Source organism: Marinobacter sp. C1S70, assembly GCF_000475355.1.
Taxonomy (GTDB): Bacteria; Pseudomonadota; Gammaproteobacteria; order Pseudomonadales; family Oleiphilaceae; genus Marinobacter; species Marinobacter nauticus.
Genome location: NZ_AXBW01000073.1, coordinates 135,402 through 152,791, shown reverse-complemented (window position 1 = coordinate 152,791; position 17,390 = coordinate 135,402). Strand labels below are relative to the sequence as shown.

General features: G+C 58.9%; 17 protein-coding genes. 10 read left to right on the top strand and 7 right to left on the bottom strand.

Features of this window, described 5'->3' with window-relative positions; translation table 11 throughout:
- Positions 1-8: 8 nt before the first annotated feature.
- Genes ubiB through ubiE form a run of 3 tightly spaced genes read right to left on the bottom strand, consistent with a single transcriptional unit; the run spans position 9 to position 3,072 of the window.
- Complete coding sequence (gene ubiB, locus Q669_RS16120; protein WP_022993076.1) at positions 9-1,652, bottom strand: ubiquinone biosynthesis regulatory protein kinase UbiB; 1,644 nt, start codon at positions 1,650-1,652, stop codon at positions 9-11.
- Positions 1,649-2,290 carry an SCP2 domain-containing protein gene (locus Q669_RS16115; protein ID WP_022993075.1) on the bottom strand — a complete coding sequence of 214 codons (642 nt, stop codon included), beginning with the start codon at positions 2,288-2,290 and terminating at the stop codon, positions 1,649-1,651. The genes ubiB and Q669_RS16115 overlap by 4 nt, the downstream gene beginning before the upstream one ends.
- Positions 2,290-3,072, bottom strand: coding sequence for a bifunctional demethylmenaquinone methyltransferase/2-methoxy-6-polyprenyl-1,4-benzoquinol methylase UbiE (gene ubiE / locus Q669_RS16110; RefSeq protein ID WP_011786827.1), 783 nt, complete (start codon positions 3,070-3,072; stop codon positions 2,290-2,292). Before ubiE ends, Q669_RS16115 begins: the two co-directional genes overlap by 1 nt.
- Positions 3,073-3,188: 116 nt before the next feature.
- Here ubiE and Q669_RS16105 point away from each other — a divergent pair, with 116 nt between their 5' ends.
- Positions 3,189-3,467: a polyhydroxyalkanoic acid system family protein gene (locus Q669_RS16105; RefSeq protein WP_011786826.1), complete on the top strand. Its 279-nt coding sequence runs from the start codon at positions 3,189-3,191 to the stop codon at positions 3,465-3,467.
- A gap of 6 nt (positions 3,468-3,473) precedes the next feature.
- Here the strand turns inward: Q669_RS16105 and Q669_RS16100 are convergent, their stop codons facing one another.
- Together Q669_RS16100 and Q669_RS16095 are read right to left on the bottom strand one after the other, a co-directional pair.
- A complete protein-coding gene (locus Q669_RS16100; RefSeq protein ID WP_022993074.1) occupies positions 3,474-4,223 on the bottom strand; it encodes an FFLEELY motif protein in 750 nt (249 codons plus the stop codon).
- An 81-nt stretch (positions 4,224-4,304) separates the two neighbouring features.
- Positions 4,305-5,228, bottom strand: a complete 924-nt coding sequence (locus Q669_RS16095) for a hypothetical protein (RefSeq protein WP_011786824.1) — start codon at positions 5,226-5,228, stop codon at positions 4,305-4,307.
- Positions 5,229-5,575: 347 nt separating this feature from the next.
- Here Q669_RS16095 and Q669_RS16090 point away from each other — a divergent pair, with 347 nt between their 5' ends.
- The 9 genes from Q669_RS16090 to Q669_RS16050 all read left to right on the top strand — a co-directional run bounded on the left by Q669_RS16090 (position 5,576) and on the right by Q669_RS16050 (position 15,361).
- Entirely contained in the window at positions 5,576-6,934 is a 1,359-nt protein-coding gene (locus Q669_RS16090; protein ID WP_022993073.1) for a WS/DGAT domain-containing protein, read from the top strand.
- Positions 6,935-7,064: 130 nt separating this feature from the next.
- Positions 7,065-8,585, top strand: coding sequence for an aldehyde dehydrogenase family protein (locus Q669_RS16085; protein ID WP_022993072.1), 1,521 nt, complete (start codon positions 7,065-7,067; stop codon positions 8,583-8,585).
- A 123-nt stretch (positions 8,586-8,708) separates the two neighbouring features.
- Positions 8,709-9,347, top strand: coding sequence for a TetR/AcrR family transcriptional regulator (locus Q669_RS16080; RefSeq protein WP_022993071.1), 639 nt, complete (start codon positions 8,709-8,711; stop codon positions 9,345-9,347).
- 42 nt (positions 9,348-9,389) lie between these two features.
- Entirely contained in the window at positions 9,390-10,373 is a 984-nt protein-coding gene (locus Q669_RS16075) for an MDR family oxidoreductase (RefSeq protein WP_022993070.1), read from the top strand.
- Between the two features lie 46 nt (positions 10,374-10,419).
- Positions 10,420-10,998, top strand: a complete 579-nt coding sequence (locus Q669_RS16070) for a peroxidase-related enzyme (protein ID WP_022993069.1) — start codon at positions 10,420-10,422, stop codon at positions 10,996-10,998.
- 141 nt (positions 10,999-11,139) lie between these two features.
- The gene (locus Q669_RS16065; RefSeq protein ID WP_022993068.1) at positions 11,140-12,924 is read left to right on the top strand and encodes a CotH kinase family protein; all 1,785 of its coding nucleotides are present in this window, start codon (positions 11,140-11,142) and stop codon (positions 12,922-12,924) included.
- 71 nt (positions 12,925-12,995) lie between these two features.
- The gene (locus Q669_RS16060) at positions 12,996-13,679 is read left to right on the top strand and encodes a polyphosphate polymerase domain-containing protein (RefSeq protein ID WP_022993067.1); all 684 of its coding nucleotides are present in this window, start codon (positions 12,996-12,998) and stop codon (positions 13,677-13,679) included.
- Positions 13,663-14,244, top strand: coding sequence for a DUF4956 domain-containing protein (locus Q669_RS16055; protein ID WP_022993066.1), 582 nt, complete (start codon positions 13,663-13,665; stop codon positions 14,242-14,244). The genes Q669_RS16060 and Q669_RS16055 overlap by 17 nt, the downstream gene beginning before the upstream one ends.
- Complete coding sequence (locus tag Q669_RS16050) at positions 14,237-15,361, top strand: OprO/OprP family phosphate-selective porin (protein WP_022993065.1); 1,125 nt, start codon at positions 14,237-14,239, stop codon at positions 15,359-15,361. Before Q669_RS16055 ends, Q669_RS16050 begins: the two co-directional genes overlap by 8 nt.
- Here Q669_RS16050 and Q669_RS16045 read toward each other — a convergent pair.
- Positions 15,358-16,749: a sensor histidine kinase gene (locus tag Q669_RS16045; RefSeq protein WP_022993064.1), complete on the bottom strand. Its 1,392-nt coding sequence runs from the start codon at positions 16,747-16,749 to the stop codon at positions 15,358-15,360. The two genes, Q669_RS16050 and Q669_RS16045, sit on opposite strands and share 4 nt — an antisense overlap.
- Complete coding sequence (locus Q669_RS16040) at positions 16,746-17,390, bottom strand: response regulator transcription factor (protein ID WP_022993063.1); 645 nt, start codon at positions 17,388-17,390, stop codon at positions 16,746-16,748. Before Q669_RS16040 ends, Q669_RS16045 begins: the two co-directional genes overlap by 4 nt.

Here is a 17,390-nt window from a genome sequence, read left to right as displayed (position 1 = left end):
TTGAAGGTTCAGCGACTGCCCCGGAGCATGACGCCTGCCGCTCCGGCAAGCAAGACCCAGCTCCAGACCGGCAGATCGGCCAGCCACTGCCCGGCGTGGGGCTGGCTGCCCACCAGGGCCGCGCCTGCCAGAACCAGGGCGATGAAGCCCCGGCGCCAACGGCGTTCGCTGCGCATTTGCTGCTCTTTCATCAGCGCCAGGGTTGCCCGGTTTTGCGCTTCGGTGGGGCCGCTGGAGCGTATCTGTAGTAGTGCGTCGTGAACCAACTGGGGCATCTCTGGCGATTGCTCGAGCCATGATGGGAGGTGGTTCTGCAGAGACTTGATCAGGCCGGACGGACCGATGCGTTTCCGCATCCAGTCTTCCAGAAACGGCTGGGCGGTACTCCACAGGTCCAGGTCCGGATAGAGCTGGCGGCCAAGGCCTTCGACATTGAGCAGGGTTTTCTGTAACAGCACAAGTTGTGGCTGCACTTCCATGTTGAAGCGCCGGGCGGTCTGGAACAGGCGTAACAGGAAGTGACCAAAGGAAATATCCTTCAGGGGGCGCTCGAAGATGGGTTCGCACACTGTCCGAATGGCGGCCTCAAACTCGTTGACGCGGGTTTCCGGCGGCACCCAGCCAGACTGGATGTGCAGTTGCGCTACCTGGCGGTAATCCCGGCGGAAAAAGGCCAAAAGGTTACGGGCGAGATAGCTCTGGTCGTCGGGGGCCAGAGTGCCGACGATACCGAAGTCGATGGCAATGTACTTCGGGTCGGCGGGATTGCTGACATCGACAAAGATATTGCCCGGATGCATGTCGGCATGGAAAAAGCTGTCACGGAATACCTGGGTAAAGAAGATCTCCACTCCTTTTTCCGCCAGCACCTTCATGTTGACGCCCGCCTTTTCAAGGGCGGCTACATCGGCAATGGGAATGCCGTGAATGCGTTCCATCACCAGCACCGACTTGCGGGTGTAGTCCCAGTCGATAGAGGGGATGTAGATCAGCGGGGAGTTCTCGAAATTCCGGCGCAACTGGCTGGCGTTGGCGGCTTCCCGTTGCAGATCCAGTTCGTCGTGGATGGTGGAGTCATAGTCTGCCACCACCTCCACGGGGTGCAGGCGCTTACCCTCAGACCAGTACTTTTCGAGCAGGCCGGCCATCAGGTACATCAGGCCCAGATCCTGGCGGATGACTTTTTCGATGCCGGGGCGCAAAACCTTGACCACCACTTTCTGGTCGTTGGGTAGGGTTGCAGCATGCACCTGGGCCACGGAGGCGGAAGCCATCGGATCCGGACTGAATTCGGCAAACAGTTCCGAGACGGGCGCCCCCAACGACTTCTCGATAATGCCTCGGGCTTGTTCGCTGGGAAAAGGTGGGACCCTGTCCTGCAGCTGTTTCAGGGATTCGGCCATGTCATCCGGTAACAGGTCCCGGCGGGTGGAGAGAATCTGGCCGAATTTGACGAAAACCGGGCCCAGCTCTTCCAGCGCCAGGCGCAGGCGGTCACCCCGGCTCAGTTTTGGCTGCGGGAACAGGTGCCATGGTGCCAGCAGAAAAAAGATTTTCAGCGGTGTAGGCAGTTCAGACAAGGGCAGAAACGTGTCCAGCCGGTAGCGGCAGAATACCCAGGCAATTCGGAACAGGCGTTGCAGGCGGGTCACAGGGTCTCCGTATTGTTATCGCTACCGGGTGCTTGCAGTTGCTTCAGCCGAGCCTCCAGGCGTTCGGTGCGCAGGCTCAGCTCATCGATATCCTGAAAGGTGGCCTCCAGCTCCCGCCGGCCGGGCAGAGTGCGGCTCTCCTCGTGGACATATTCCTCCACATTGGCGTTCATGGTGCTGAAAGCCTGGCGGCTCCACTTGACCGCCTGGCGGATGCGTTTGCCGATGAAATGGGCCGGCACATCGCCCAGGTGGTTTGCCATGGCCGCTTCCCAATCCGGTTGCAGCTGGTTCAGGGCGCGCTGTAGCTGGTGGGCCAGGGCCGTGTCGCCCTCCACCGTCAGGCGTTCGTCGGCAAATACCCGGTCATCGCCCAGTGCCAGGGCGGCAAAGGCGACCGGTCGCCCGGTGATGATTAACGCCGGTTGCGGATCCGGCTGGCTGCGAACCTGCACCCGTTCGCCAACGCGATTCAGGGTCCAGTGCATGGTGACCGGGGCCGTAACGGTGAACTGAACCGGCCCGCCCAAGGCACCCAGCAAGGCGCGCTGGCCCGCCGGGTCCAGTGTCAGTGCCCGGTTTAGTGCGCCTTCAATAATGGCGCCTGTGGCAGACAGCAGGGTCGGCCCGGGAAACATCAGGGCTTGATTCCCACGTGCAGGGCCACGATGCCGCCGGTCATGTTGTAGTACTTGCAGTTCACCAGGCCGGCATTTTCCATCATACCCTTCAGGGTTTCCTGATCCGGATGCATGCGGATGGACTCGGCCAGGTACTTGTAACTCTCGCTGTCCCCGGCAATTAGCTGGCCCATCAGGGGCAGGGCGGTGAAGGAGTAGGTATCGTAGGCCTTGCTCAGCAGCGGGTTGGTGGGCTTCGAGAACTCCAGCACCATCAGCTTGCCGCCTGGTTTAAGTACCCGGGCCATATCCCGCAGGGCCTGATCCTTGTCGGTCACGTTGCGCAGGCCGAAAGCAATAGACACTGCCTGGAAGCTGTTGTCCGGGAACGGCAGGTGTTCGGCATCGGCCTGCACGTATTCGATGTTGCCGGCGTAACCCCGGTCGGTCAGGCGGCTGCGACCCACCTGCAGCATGGAGGCGTTGATATCGGCCAGCACCACTTTGCCGGACGGGCCCACCAGATCGGAAAACTTCATGGTCAGGTCGCCGGTACCGCCGGCAATGTCCAACACCTGATGGCCCGGGCGTACGCCGCTCAATTCAATAGTAAAGCGCTTCCACAGGCGATGAATGCCCATGGACATCAGGTCGTTCATGAGGTCGTACTTGCCGGCGACACTGTGGAAAACCTGGGCCACCTGACCGGCCTTCTGGCTTTTCGGCACATTGCGAAAGCCGAAGTGGGTAACGTCGTCCTGGCCGTTGCCTTGGGTGCCCGGTGCTTGCTGCTCGCTCATGGAAGTTGGTCCTGTCAGAATCTAAGCCCTGTATTCTAACCTTTGAGGGGTTGGCTACAAGTTTATTGCCGGCTTACACTGTAAAACCGTTTCCAAATCACTGAGAAAACTGATTCATGTCTGTTATCGATATCCATCGCGCCCATTCCCTGGACAAGGAGCACGCCCGCGAGGCGGCCGAAACCCTGGCCAAGGACTTGTCCAAACAATTCGATGTCAATTACCAGTGGGAAGGCGATCTGCTGAAGTTCAAACGCAGCGGTGTCAAAGGGCAACTGGATATTTCCGAGAACGACCTGCATATCCGACTGGAGCTGGGGTTGATGCTTCGGCCCTTCAAATCCCGCATTGAGCAGGAGATTCACTCCCAGCTGGACCAGATCATCCAGGCCTGAATCCCGCTACAGGTCATCCGGCAGGGAGAAAGGGGTCGGGTGGCCCGCCAGAATGTTGTCCATCACTCGTTGTTCCCGGCTGAGCAGGCGATCAATCAGCAGGTCGACCCGATTCATTTTCCGAAAGGCGCTGTAGCCCCGGTGTAGAAAGCTGTGCAGATCACCCAGGTCGGCCATCTCGGCCGGACCGCGGGTCATGGACAGTAGCCAACCGAGGGTGCGGTTGCGAACGTAGCGATCCAGTTCCTGCCCGGTTTCCGCTACCAGAGCCAGTTGTCGCTCGCGAATTGCAAGCTGTTTGCTGGCGCGATAAGCCTCGCAGTAACGCTCATCATCAAGACCTGTTGCCGAAAAGCCCTGCTGCGAAAGTATCTCTGCCAGCTCAAGATCGAGGCTCTGGGTAATCAGGTTGAGCTCGACCAGGCCGGCAAAGGTGGCTAGCAGGTGGTCGGGAAGCCATTTCGCCATTTTCGGGAACACCCGGTCGATGTTGTCATCACGGCGGGTCATGCCGGCAGGGGCATAGAGGTCGGTCAGCAGAAATTCCAGGCCGGTGTGGTAGCCCGGGTGACGGTATAAATCCTGGTGCGTATTTTTCAGCCGCTCTGCCTGCCAGTCCGCCACCTGGTGGGCCTCGTCCCGCAGAGGGTGCCCGGCCTTGTGTTGGCGGAAATCGTGGTATTCCAGCAGCAGGCGTTTCAGGCGGTGGGCGTTCTCCGTGTGCACATCCGTGGCAACCAGCCGCTCACGATACATTAAAGGCTCCAATCAACCGGGCAGAAAAACGCCAGTTTAACGAAGCCTTGGGTGTGACGCACCTGCCCGTTTGCGTTGAATTCAGCCTTGGGCCGCAGCCTCCAGGGTTTCCAGACCCGGCACCCATTCCTTGCTGTCCAGCGTGATGAAGTGGCTGGGGGCTTCGGTTTCGACAATGCGCATGGTGGTGGGGCTGGTGCGGGCGCTGGCCAGCATGGCCTGGCGATCCAGTATTCGGTCGGTGGCCGGTATCAGGAAAGTCCCGTGGCGCACATGGCGATAGACCGAGGTGTCGGTACGCGCCATCCATTCCATGATGTTTTCGATGTTGCGAACAATGGTCAGATGGTCTTTGGTGGCGTAGAACAGTTTGCTCAACAATTGGCGTTTGCGCGGATTCATCTTGCCAAAGAAGGTCTGACCATAGGCCGACTGGGGGGCACTGTTGATCAGACGAATCAACCAGGGCCACATGCCATGGCTGACCGGCTCCAGCAATGTGGTTACTAGCGCATGCAGTTTGCCCTGGGGCAGGACCGGTGCTTCCAGTACCACTTCCACGTTTTCGTAGAGCTCCGGCCACTGCCGGATAGCCTCCAGAATGACCGCGCCACCCCGGGAGTGGCCATGGATCCGGATGTTCTCGGTGCTGGGCAGGTTCTGCAACGACTGATTCAGGATGCAGGCGTCGTATTCGATGGTGCCTTCCAGGTGCTTGATGGGCACTTCCCAGGCTGGATTCTCAGGTGTCACACCGTTCACCGGGATGTGATAGTTGCTGCAGGTGAGCAGAATAAGTTCTGTGGTGGGGCCATCGTAGGCCTGGGTGAAGTAACAGTGATTTTCAAGAAAACCATGTACGCCAATCACGGTGTGCGCTGCTGTGCCACTGTGATTTCGAACAGACACCGCACCCCGGCCCACGCGGTAAACCCGGCCGGAAAACATTTCGGAATAGGCGCTTTCGATCGGTTTGATCAGCTTGCGAACATGACTGGCTTTCATGATTCATCTCCCTCCGGCCGCTTTTCGTTGTGTTATTGGTTTTGCTGAGCCGGTATGACATTTGTACCGTGAATGCCGAACGGGTTTAGTGGCGCCAGTGCCTTAAAAAATGGTGTGTTGGGGCCAATTGGCCGATCCGGGACACGGTTTTATAACCATGGCACCGGGCCATATAACCAGTATAGGACTGAACAGTTACTCACGTGTAATTTTTTGTAACTGTGTGCGGAGCGTCCGAGGATGGAGCCGCTATCCGGACTCTGGCACAATGCCGGATTGGTTTTCTTTTATACAGGCACGCTATTGATCGGGGATAATCGGGTTTGAGCCAGGAGCAATCGCATCTCATGCTGCCTTCGGATTCAGCCTGGCTGGCTCTGGAACGGCCCGAAAACCCGATGACCATCACCATTATGCTGAGGGTCGACGGGCTGACGCCGACCCGTTTCCGGGAGTTTCTGGAGGTATACTGGCTGGCCTGGGAGCGGTTCCGTTGCCGCCCGGTATGGCGTGCGCCCGCCTGGTATTGGGAAAAAGACCTGACCTTCTCCGCGCCCCAGCATCTTGACGTGGCGCTGGACCGGTTCGAGCCGGAACAGTTGCAGGACTGGGTCTCGGAGCGCCTGAACGAGCCCTTACCGCTGTATCGTCCACGCTGGAAATTCTGGTTGGCCCCCAACGCACAGGGTGGCGCTGCGTTAGTTTTGAGGCTGCATCACTGTTACGCTGATGGCTTGTCCCTGCTGGGTATTTTTGACCGCCTGTGCCCGGCATCGCCGCGCCAGTATCCGGCCGTTTATGGATCAAAGGAGGAGCCTCGCGCAGGAGCCTGGATGGCGGCTGCCCAAAGCTGGCTGGAAGCTCGGATGGCAGAGGCGATTCCGGCTGTCTCAGGTTCTGTCGATACGCCATCAATGCCAGGCACTGGCAAGAGCATGGCAGGCCGTGCCCTGGAAAACAGTCTGCGCCTGGTGCACGAATTCAGTGAGTTTCTGGTGAGCCCAGAGGACTCTCCATCTGAGCTGAAACGTCCGCTACTGGGCCGACGCAGCTGCCGCTGGTCCTCCCCGGTACGTTTGTCCCGCTTCCGAACCATTGCCCGGGCAACCAGTACAACCATCAACGATGTCCTGCTCGCCTGCGTGGCGGCGGCAGTCAAGCCCCGACTGGGCATGACCCCGGAGCAACTGGATGAGGCGGTGATGCACGCGGCCGTGCCGGTCGACATCCGGGCTCGCCTGCCCGACGGCGTGCGGCCGGAAGAGGGCGAGCCCGGTAACTGCTTCGGCACAGTGTTCGTGCCTTTGCCGGTGGATGGAGAGAGTGCCCTGGAGCGGTTGTTCCGGATCAAGCATGAAACCCGGAAACTCAAGAAGAGCTGGCAACCGGGCCTGGCCTGGGGCCTGACTGCCTGTGCCTCCCTGCTGCCAGACATCGGCCGCAAACCCCTGGCCGATCTATTCTTTCGCAAGGCCTCGGCCGTGGTTTCCAACGTACCGGGCACTCCGGAAACCCGTTACCTGGCCGGTTGCCCCATTACCGAGCAGATGTTCTGGGTGCCCCAGGCCGGGAATATCGGCCTGGGTGTGAGCATTGTCAGCTATGCCGGGCAGGTGCAGTTTGGCGTTGTGGCTGATGAGGCGGTGATGGCGGATCCTGCGGCGTTTCTGGAGGATTGCCTGGCGGAACTGGATCAGCTGGACTGACCATACGACCATTGGCTTAGCCGATTCTTGCTGCGTCTGCCTACAAACCTTCCGGATTGGGTCTACCTTTGTTGTGTTAACGCAAAAGGCTGCGTTGCCCTGCGACAATCACAACAAAGAGGCAGAAGTCATGATCTATGCACAACCCGGACAAGAAGGCTCCGTTGTTTCCTTCAAATCCCGCTACGAAAACTACATTGGCGGCGAGTGGGTGGCGCCTGTAAAAGGCCAGTACTTCGACAACATCACCCCGGTCACTGGCGCTGTGTTCTGTGAAGTACCCCGTTCGACTGCCGAGGATATCGACCTGGCTCTGGACGCCGCCCACAAGGCCGCACCGGCCTGGGGCAAAACGTCGCCCACCGAACGTTCCAACATCCTGCTGAAAATCGCGGACCGCATCGAGGCGAACCTGGAAAAACTGGCCGTTGCCGAAACCTGGGACAACGGCAAGGCCGTTCGTGAAACCCTGAATGCCGACATCCCGCTGGCCGCCGATCACTTCCGTTATTTCGCCGGTTGTATCCGGGCCCAGGAAGGGCACATGGGCGAAATCGACCATAATACCGTTGCCTACCATTTCCACGAACCACTGGGCGTGGTTGGTCAGATCATTCCCTGGAACTTCCCGCTGCTTATGGCGGCCTGGAAGCTGGGTCCCTGCCTGGCAGCCGGCAACTGTACGGTGCTCAAGCCTGCCGAACAGACTCCAGCCAGTATTCTGGTGCTGATGGAGCTGATTGGTGACTTGTTGCCTCCGGGGGTGATCAACATCGTCAATGGCTATGGCCCGGAAGCCGGCGAAGCCCTGGCGACCAGCAAGCGTATCGCCAAGATCGCCTTTACCGGTTCCACGCCGGTTGGTTCGCATATCCTCAAGTGCGCGGCGGAAAACATTATCCCATCTACGGTGGAATTGGGTGGCAAGTCGCCGAATATCTACTTCTCGGATGTTATGAAGGCCGAGCCGGAGTTCATCGACAAGTGTGTGGAAGGCCTGGTGCTGGCCTTCTTCAACCAGGGAGAAGTCTGTACCTGCCCGTCCCGGGCGCTGGTTCAGGAAGACATGTTCGAAGAATTCATGCACAAGGTGGTTCAGCGTACCAAGGCCATTAAACGTGGTAACCCGCTGGATACTGACGTCCAGGTGGGTGCCCAGGCCTCCAGGGAACAGTTCGACAAGATCATGTCGTACATGGAAATCGGTCGCCAGGAAGGCGCGGTGGTACTGACCGGCGGTGACCGTGAGCACCTGGAAGGTGAGTTCAACAACGGCTTCTACATCCAGCCAACCCTGTTCAAGGGCGACAACAAGATGCGGGTTTTCCAGGAAGAAATCTTTGGCCCGGTGGTGGGCGTTACCACCTTCAAGACCGAGGAAGAGGCGCTGGCGATTGCCAACGACACCGAGTTTGGTCTGGGCGCCGGTGTCTGGACCCGAGACACCAACCTGGCCTACCGCATGGGCCGCAACATCCAGGCCGGCCGGGTCTGGATGAACTGCTACCACGCTTATCCGGCCCACGCCGCGTTCGGTGGTTACAAGAAATCCGGGGTTGGCCGGGAAACCCACAAGATGGCGCTGGAGCACTACCAGCAGACCAAGTGTATGTTGACCAGCTACGACACCAACCCACTCGGATTCTTCTGAATAATGTGGGTGCGCGGCCGCGGGCTTCCGTGGCCGCTTTATTCGTCCAACTTTATATTTTGTAGACACTCGGTCTAATTTCTGGGATATTAATTAGACGCTCGGTCTAATTAAGGGTGATGGATGAATCAGCTACCAGTAAAGCGCCGACGGGGCAGGCCGCCCAAATCCTCGGCAGCGAGTTATCAGAACACACGGGATGCCTTGATCCAAGTGGGCCTGGGGGTTCTGACAGAGAAGGGCTACTCCTACACCGGTATAGACGAAATCCTGCGACAGGCGGGCGTGCCCAAGGGCTCCTTCTATCATTACTTCGACAACAAGGAAGCCTTCGGCAGGGCCCTGATTGAGGCTTACGGCCAGTTCTTTGCGAAGAAGCTGGAGCGCTCGTTGTCCGATGCGTCCCTCAGCCCCCTGGCGCGGATTCAGGCCTTTGTGGATGGCGCCAAAGCGGGCATGCAGAAGTTCGATTATCGCCGGGGATGCCTGATTGGCAATCTCGGTCAGGAAATGGCGGCTTTGCCAGAGAGCTTTCGGAGTTTGTTGTGCGCCGTTTTCCGGGACTGGGAGTCGCGGGTTGAGCGGGTTCTCGAAGAAGCTCGCAAGCTTGGTGAAGTGTCCCAGAGTCTGTCCTGCGACCAGATGGCACAATTCTTCTGGACAGGGTGGGAAGGTGCGGTGCTAAGGGCCAAGCTGGAACAATCCCCGGAACCGCTTGACCGATTTGCCCAGGGCTTTATGGCGCTGGTGCGCGGTTCCTGATGACAACCGATCTACTCACGTTCACGAAACAGTGGAGGCAACATGTTCAAAGCAATCCTGATAGAAGGCAGCCGTGGCGACCAGCAGGTGGCGCTGAAATCCGTTGATGAGTCCCAGTTGCCCGAAGGCGATGTGACCGTTGAGGTGGCCTACACCACCCTGAACTACAAAGATGGACTGGCCATTACCGGCCGCGCGCCCATCGCGAAAACCTATCCGATGGTGCCGGGCATTGACCTGGCTGGCGTGGTGACGGAATCGTCCAACCCTGAGTTCAAGGCCGGAGACGAAGTGGTTCTTAATGGCTGGGGCGTGGGCGAGAAGCACTGGGGTGGTCTGGCCCAGAAAGCACGACTGTCCGGGGACTGGCTGATCCCGCTGCAGGCGCCATTCACGGCCCGTCAGGCCATGGCCATAGGTACCGCGGGGTATACCGCAATGTTGTGCGTGATTGCGCTGGAGAAGCACGGCGTCACACCGGATTCCGGCGACATTCTGGTGACCGGGGCCACTGGCGGAGTCGGCAGCGTAGCCGTCGCCATCCTGGCCAAGCTGGGTTATTCGGTAACGGCAGTGACCGGCCGGCCCGAAGAAGAAGCCTACCTGAAATCCCTGGGTGCCAAACAGATTCTGGATCGGGCCGAGCTGAGCGAGCCCGGTAAGCCGCTGGCCCGTGAAACCTGGGCCGGGGCGGTGGATGTGGCCGGTGGCCAGGTGCTGGCAAACGTCTGTGCCGGCATGAAATACCACGGTGTGGTGGCCGCTTGCGGGCTGGCAGCGGGCATGGATTTCCCGGCGACAGTGGCGCCTTTCATTCTGCGTGGCGTGACCTTGTGTGGCATCGACAGTGTGATGGCGCCGAAAGCAGACCGTTTGTACGCCTGGAAGCGTCTGTCTGAGGATCTGTCCCCGGAGTTGCTGGACAGTATGATCACCGAAGTGGCCTTTGACGACGTCATCGACGCCGCCGGCCGGCTGATGGACGGCAAGATCCGGGGCCGGATTGTGATTCCCGTGGCCGGGTAAATGCCGGCCCGTCTCCCTAACGATACAAAGAAACAGAGGACGTACCATGTCAGCACAGAATGAGTTGCCCATCAGCCGCTTCCCGGTGCCCGAGCTGGATGCTTTGCCGGAGGATATCCGCAGCCGCATTCTCAAGGTTCAGGAAAAGTCCGGTTTCATCCCCAACGTGTTCCTGGCGTTGGCGCACCGGCCAGCGGAGTTCCGGGCGTTCTTCGATTACCACGATGCCTTGATGGAAAAAGACAGCAACCTCACCAAGGGGGAGCGTGAAATGATCGTGGTGGCCACCAGCAACCTGAACCAGTGCCAGTATTGTGTGGTGGCCCACGGGGCAATCTTGCGGATTCGGGAAAAGAACCCGCTGGTGGCCGATCAGGTGGCGGTGAATTACCGCAAAGCCGATATCACCGAGCGCCAGAAGGCCATGCTGGATTTCGCCGTGAAGGTTTCCCAGTCGGCATACGAAGTCAATGACGGCGATTTTCAAACACTGCACGAGCATGGCTTCACCGATGAAGACGCCTGGGATATTGCCGGCATCGCGGCCTTCTTCGGCCTGTCCAACCGCATGGCCAATGTTACCAGCATGCGCGCAAATCCCGAGTTCTACTCCCTGGGACGATAAACAGCCGGGGCTTCGCCCCGGATTTTCCGGCCTACCGTCTCCCCTGTAAGACCTTCTTACATACTCCTGAACATCTCCTCGCAATACTCCCTGAAGCCGGTTCGGTTCCGGCAGAGATCAATAATATTCAGGGAGTGGTACATGAAAACAATAACGACGGAATCCAGAACATTCAGGGGTGGCTATCGTTGGCTGGTGGCCTGCGCGGTATTGATCTTGTTGCAGGGCTGCGGGGGCGGAGGCTCGGACTCTTCTGATCCCTCGGACTTTGATGCCCCGGTTGAGCCGGTGAACGTCGGAGGTGACGGCGATCTATACGCACCGGATCGGGTGCTGGCCGTAGACATCCGCATGCCGGCTGACGAGTTTCGCCAACTCCGCAGCGAGGCCCGAACCCTGGCCAGTACCGATCGAGAGTGTGTGCCGGCATTCGAATACACCGAGTTTACGGCCCGGGTAACGATCGATGGCGAATCGATGGACAAGGTCGTCGTTCGCAAAAAAGGCTACATGGGCTCCCTGAGCCCGAGCATTCCCTCTCTCAAGCTGGATTTCAACGACCTGCAAAAAGGCCGGACCTACCAGAATTCCTCACGGATGACCCTGAACAACAATCGCCAGGATCCTTCCAATGCCAGGCAATGCATGGCGTATGACCAGTTCCGTGAAGCCGGCATTGCGGCGCCAAGATGCAACTACGCCAGGGTAACCGTGAACGGCGAAACACTCGGCGTGTTTACCAATGTAGAGCCTCTTAAAAAGCCTTTCCTGACCCGTGCGTTCGGCAACGATGAGGGTAATCAGTATGAGGCGCAGACCGCCGATTTTGGTACCTGGCTGAGCCAGCGATTCGAGAAGAAGACCAACGAAAAGGAAAACGACCGCAGCGATCTGCAAGCCGTTGCAGAAGCTCTGGCGTTGCCAGATGAGCAGATGCTGAACGTGTTGCCGCAGTTGGTCGATGTGGACCAGTTCATCCGGTTCTGGGCGGTGGAGACCTTGCTCGGCGCCTGGGATTCCGCCACCGGCAATGCCAACAACTTCCACATTTACCGTAATCCGGAGGACGGACTGTTCCATTTCATTCCCTGGGGGGCGGACACGGCTTTTCGAGGGGACCATCCGCTCAAGCCGCTAACCGGTGTTTTCTATCGCAACTTCCGGCTCGCAGATCGTCTGTTCCAGATACCCGAATACCGGGCAGCCTATTATGCGGAGCTGGAGAACCTGTTGGAAACCCAGTGGGATGAGAATGCCTTGACCGACCGCCTGGCCCGCATCCGGCAATTGACCGGAACCACCGAGGAAGCGGCGGCCAGCCTGGAACGCTTTATCATCGGCAACGGTGAGCCGGGCGACGATGATTACCAGCCCGCCCGCAGGGTTGTTCTGGAGCAGGCGATGGCGGCGGAGACGCCGACTGGCGAAGTCTCGCTACTGGCGGATAAGGAGCCGGATTGCAGCGCGCCCGCCACGACGGCTTTGACCGGCAACATCACATCCCAGAGTGGAAATGACCGAGGCGAATTCAATTTCACCTTGCCGGACGGGCGCAACGTCAGTGCCAGCCTGACCTACGCCGCCTTTGAAGTGGACAGCCTGGTGTATTCCGTGGACCGGGAAACCAAACCGGCGGTCGTTAGCCTCCTGATGATCGGCGTGGATGCCGGAGACAGCTTCAAACCCTATGTGCTTCAGCTGTTTATTGAATCGTCGGACTACGTACCGGGTAGCCATCACCTCCATGGCTTTGCCACCAATGCGCTGCTGTTTGAGGTGGATGAGAGCCTGCCCGGAGATGTCCGGACGATTGCTCTGGGAGCTCAAGGGCAGATTACCCTGACCAGTGTTGGCACCGGGGAGCAGGCCGGGGACGTGGCAATCACCCTGGATGCCACCCTGGAGTACGTGGCCGACGTGCCATGAACATGGCCGTTGGTAGCCCGGTGGCGAGATTTGCCGGGCATTCCCTTGAGGCGCAGTCAAGAGCGCTCCTGATGAACCGTGTGGACACCAAGTTCATGATTCCGGCTCATGAGCTAGACCAGTGTCTTCAGGGCCTGGAGCGCGAGTATTCGATGCTTGAGATTGGGGCGGCTCGGCGTTTTACCTACGACACCCTGTATCTGGATACGCCGGACAGCCAGCTGTATCTGGATCATCACAACGGCAAGCTCAATCGTTTCAAGCTGCGGATTCGTCACTACCGGCAAAGCGGAGAGAGCTTTCTTGAAGTCAAGAAGAAGAGCAACCGGCAACGCATCATCAAAACCCGCTTGTCGTTAACCGGAGACGGTCGGGACCCGCGCGTCATCAATGATTTCCTTTCCGGGCAATTCGGCCTTCCGGCTGCAGGGATGCGGCCGGCACTTTTTGTCCGGTATGAACGGATGACTTTGCTCCGGCGGGACGGCCATGAGCGGGTGACGGTGGATACCGGGCTCTCATTCCAGACGCCTGATCGACAGCATTCCGTTGCGCTCCCAGGTCTTGCCATTTTCGAAATCAAATATGACCGGAAAGCCTCTGGCTCGCCTTTGATGGCGCGTCTGGCCGCGCTCGGATACAGGCCGGTGACTTTCAGCAAGTACTGCGTTGGTCGGGTTTTTCTGGACGGAGACAACCTGAAAACCAATCGATTCAAACCGTTGTTAAGGGGCGTTCATGGAATCTGCAGTTGACCTCCATTTTGTTATCCGGCTGTTGATTAACGCGGCCTCGGTATTCGTATTGATTCGCTGTTATTACCGCTATTCCCGTCACCGGGAGAATGCCGCCTCTTTCATTCTCTTCGGCGTTGGCGTGTTTCTGGTGACGGCGCTGCTGCATTCGGTGACGGTTACGATGGGCTTTGCCTTTGGCCTGTTTGCCGTGTTTTCCATGCTGCGTTATCGCACCGAAGCCCTGGGTATCAAGGAGATGACCTACCTGTTCCTGGTGATCGCCATGGCCCTGCTGGCCGCAGTCGGGACCATGCACCACCTGGAGTTGATCATGCTGAATGGCCTGGTCATCGCCCTGGCGGTTGTGCTCGAAACCCGCATCCTGTTACCGCGACACGGTGAGAAGGAGGTGGAATACGAAAAGATCGAGAACGTGCACCGGCAACAACAGGCAGCCTTGATTGCCGATCTCAGGGAACGCACCGGGCTGGACGTGTTCCGGGTTGATGTGGTGTCTGTCAGCTACCTGAGAGACACCGCTATGCTTCGAATGCACTATCACCTGGAGGCGGGACATGAATGAGCAAGCGGGCAAACTGCTGGCCTTTGCGCTGCTGCCGATGATTGGTTCAGACGCCCTGGCGAGCGATGGCGACGGGGGGGCTCTGGCGGAGGTGAGTGGTTACATCGCGGCGGGTGTCGACCACTACGGCGCGTTCCATGATGAGGACGGAGAAGAATCCACGACGCGTGGCGTGTTGCGCAACGCCAAGCTCCAGGTTGAACTGGCGTGGGGCGACGCCTGGGAGGCCGAGATTGACGGCGGCTACGAGATTGAAGGCGACAACAGAGACGCAGAGTTGGGCGATGCCTATGTTCAGTACAACGGCCCTGATCGCCTTGCCGTCCGGCTGGGCCAGTTCAAGGAGCCGTTCGGTATGGAACGGCTGACCAGCTACTCAAGTCTCAGTACGGGGGAGCGCTCAATGGCTACCTCGGCTTTTGCGCCGGGCCGTTCACTGGGGGTTATGGTGGGGCAGTACCGGAAATCCTCAACCTGGGCGCTGGGGTTATTCAGCGATGAGCGTAAACCGGAAGACGGCAGCGCTGTAACTGCCAGGGTCTCCCGTGCTCCCGTCCGCTCGGAGGATCAGGTACTCCATCTCGGTGCAGCAGCATCCTGGCGCCAGCATCGTGAGGAGGAATTCCAGATCAAGGATGAGGCCGAGGTGTTCAGCGCTGACAACGTGGTTCGCAGTCCCCGCTTTGAGGCCCGTGAAAGCAGGCTTGCGGGCGTGGAGGCCGGTTGGCAGTTTCATCGGTTGACCGTGACAGCAGAAGTCATGGCTCAGGAGGTGCGTCGTAAAGGCGGAGAATGGTGGCGGTTTACCGGGGGCTATGTCCAGGCCGGCCTGCTGTTGACCGACGACCAGCGCCCCTACGAGCGGGGTGAGTTCAAACGCATCAAACCAAAGAGTAACGGCGGCGCCTTGGAACTGGTGGCGCGTTACAGTGCCGTTGATCTGAGGGATCGAAGCATCGGGGCGGAAGCCAGCGTCACCACCGTGGGCCTGAATTACTATCTGGGTAAAGACATTCAGCTTCGCTTGAATTACCTGATGCCGGAGATCAGCGGTAATCGTCTGTCGCCGGATCCCGGGGGTAATGCCGCGACCCTGCGGCTGGTTTACCGGTTTTAGCTGGAAGGGCGAGTGCTTTTGTCGGGCCCATCGATATGCCGGGGTAGTTCCAGTATCACCTCGGTCCATTGCCCGGGTTCGCTGGCAATTTTCATGGTGCCACGATGATGCCGCATGATGGTGTGGCAGATACTCAACCCCAGCCCCAGGTTATCCGGCGTCTCGCTGGTGGAGAAAAACGGGTCAGTCAGTCGCTGCAGGTTACTGGAGTCGATGCCTTTGCCATTATCCCGGACGGTAATGCTGGTCACGGCTGCGGTGGAGGCAGCGGTAATCCGGATTTGCGGTCGTGCAGGGCTAGCAGCACGGATGGCTGACGATGCATTCATCAGGAGGTTGACGAACACCTGAATCAGCGGTGACGGAAAACAGGCGACCGAGAGGCCAGCGGGGATCTGGGTGGTGACTGCGGTGCCCTGCAACTGGTGCCGGCAAAATCGCAGCGCCGTTTGCACCAGCTTGTCGAGATTTACAGCCTCCGGGCCATGATCCGGCGCCGGGCGGGAGAATTCGATCAGATCCGAGACGATCTCTGCAATCCGGTGTTGATGGCTTGCCGCATCGTCCAGCGCCTCGGCTACGTCCGGATTCCGGTTGATCGCCGCGGAAAAGTCTACCGCCTGTATGGCGCAATTGAGCGGATTGGTAATCTCGTGCAGCAGACCCTTGGCCATGTGGCTCAGGGCCTGGTGTTTCTGCTCCTGGGCCAGTTTGTCCTCGGTGGCCTCCAGTGTCTGCAAGGCGCGGGAAAGTTGCCGGTTTCGATCTCTGAGCAGAAACTGCAGGGCCAGCAGGTTGCGCAGGAACTGGGAGAAAAACCACGCCGATAACGGCGAAACCACCAGGCACATCAGAATCAGCCAGTTGGTGATTACGCCGATAAGCACGGTGACAACCTGATCGGTCGGGACCGTGACGGCGGTGGCCAGCACCAGAAGGATCAGGTTGGCCGCCAAAATGATGCTGGTGTGCTTCAGCGACAGGGTGATGATGCCGACCGAGCTGATAAAAAAGAACAGCCCCACCACAGGCGCGATGGCGGCGCCGGCACCGATATAGCCGAGGTAGCTGAATGTCGCCATGTTGATGAATACGAGATAGACAACCAGCGGTGCCGCTCGCCGCAACCGGGTGAAGCGATGAGCCAGAATAAGCGCTGTCAGCACTCCGGTGTAGAGCAGGTAACCGGCAAACACCGGGGGCTCCACTGAGTGCGTGAGCTGCCCGGCCAGGAATAGCAGGGTGCCGATAAACGCGATGATCAGGTAGACATCGGCGAACAGCGGCAGCACGCGGTACCGGTACTGGGTGCGCGAAAAACGTTCGAACCGCCGTTGCCGATCAACAGGCAGCTGTTTGATCTGCTCAATACCGGAGAGCAGGTTCATGGTAACGCCCTTTGGTGATGTCTTTGCATAAACAGAATCAGCTCCGGCAAGCGTTCGAAGCCCAGCTTGACGAAGATCCGGTCCTTGTAGGAATGCACCGTTTTACAGGACACCCCCAGCTCCTCAGCGATATCTCGAACCGCGACCCGCTGTGACATCAGTCTCGCCACCTCCCGTTCGCGGCCGGACAACGCCTGGTAAGCGGTAAGAGCGTCATCAGCCCGGTCGCGTGTTGATTGCCAGTTGCCAAGGTATACCTGGCCGCTGCGAATGTAGAACAGGGTTTTGATCAGTTCCTGGATCGACTGCTGTTTCGAGACCACCGCCTTGATTCCTGATTCCAGGTAAATCGCCATGCGCGAGCTGTTGACCGGAGTGTCGGAGATCAGCAGCACCGAGAGCGCCGGGTGCAGGCTGAGGGCATTTTCAGCAATGGTGAGTCCATCATTGTCTTTCAGATTCTCTTCAATCAATAGCACGCCGGGTCTGACAGCAGCCAGGCGTTGCAGCGTCTCAACGCCGGTCTCGGATTCGCCTACTAACTCAATGTCTTCGTTATGAAGAATCTGGAATAGCAAACCGTCGCGGAAAAGACGGTGGCTGACGGTCGCGAACAGCCGGAGTCTGCGCTGAGGGTTCAC

Coding starts and splice junctions, on each gene's coding strand:
- Q669_RS16115 (WP_022993075.1), bottom strand. CDS start 2,290: ATGTTTCCCGGGCCGACCCTGCTGTCTGCCACAGGCGCCATTATTGAA.
- ubiE (WP_011786827.1), bottom strand. CDS start 3,072: ATGAGCGAGCAGCAAGCACCGGGCACCCAAGGCAACGGCCAGGACGAC.
- Q669_RS16105 (WP_011786826.1), top strand. CDS start 3,189: ATGTCTGTTATCGATATCCATCGCGCCCATTCCCTGGACAAGGAGCAC.
- Q669_RS16100 (WP_022993074.1), bottom strand. CDS start 4,223: ATGTATCGTGAGCGGCTGGTTGCCACGGATGTGCACACGGAGAACGCC.
- Q669_RS16095 (WP_011786824.1), bottom strand. CDS start 5,228: ATGAAAGCCAGTCATGTTCGCAAGCTGATCAAACCGATCGAAAGCGCC.
- Q669_RS16090 (WP_022993073.1), top strand. CDS start 5,576: ATGCTGCCTTCGGATTCAGCCTGGCTGGCTCTGGAACGGCCCGAAAAC.
- Q669_RS16085 (WP_022993072.1), top strand. CDS start 7,065: ATGATCTATGCACAACCCGGACAAGAAGGCTCCGTTGTTTCCTTCAAA.
- Q669_RS16080 (WP_022993071.1), top strand. CDS start 8,709: ATGAATCAGCTACCAGTAAAGCGCCGACGGGGCAGGCCGCCCAAATCC.
- Q669_RS16075 (WP_022993070.1), top strand. CDS start 9,390: ATGTTCAAAGCAATCCTGATAGAAGGCAGCCGTGGCGACCAGCAGGTG.
- Q669_RS16070 (WP_022993069.1), top strand. CDS start 10,420: ATGTCAGCACAGAATGAGTTGCCCATCAGCCGCTTCCCGGTGCCCGAG.
- Q669_RS16065 (WP_022993068.1), top strand. CDS start 11,140: ATGAAAACAATAACGACGGAATCCAGAACATTCAGGGGTGGCTATCGT.
- Q669_RS16060 (WP_022993067.1), top strand. CDS start 12,996: ATGAACCGTGTGGACACCAAGTTCATGATTCCGGCTCATGAGCTAGAC.
- Q669_RS16055 (WP_022993066.1), top strand. CDS start 13,663: ATGGAATCTGCAGTTGACCTCCATTTTGTTATCCGGCTGTTGATTAAC.
- Q669_RS16050 (WP_022993065.1), top strand. CDS start 14,237: ATGAATGAGCAAGCGGGCAAACTGCTGGCCTTTGCGCTGCTGCCGATG.
- Q669_RS16045 (WP_022993064.1), bottom strand. CDS start 16,749: ATGAACCTGCTCTCCGGTATTGAGCAGATCAAACAGCTGCCTGTTGAT.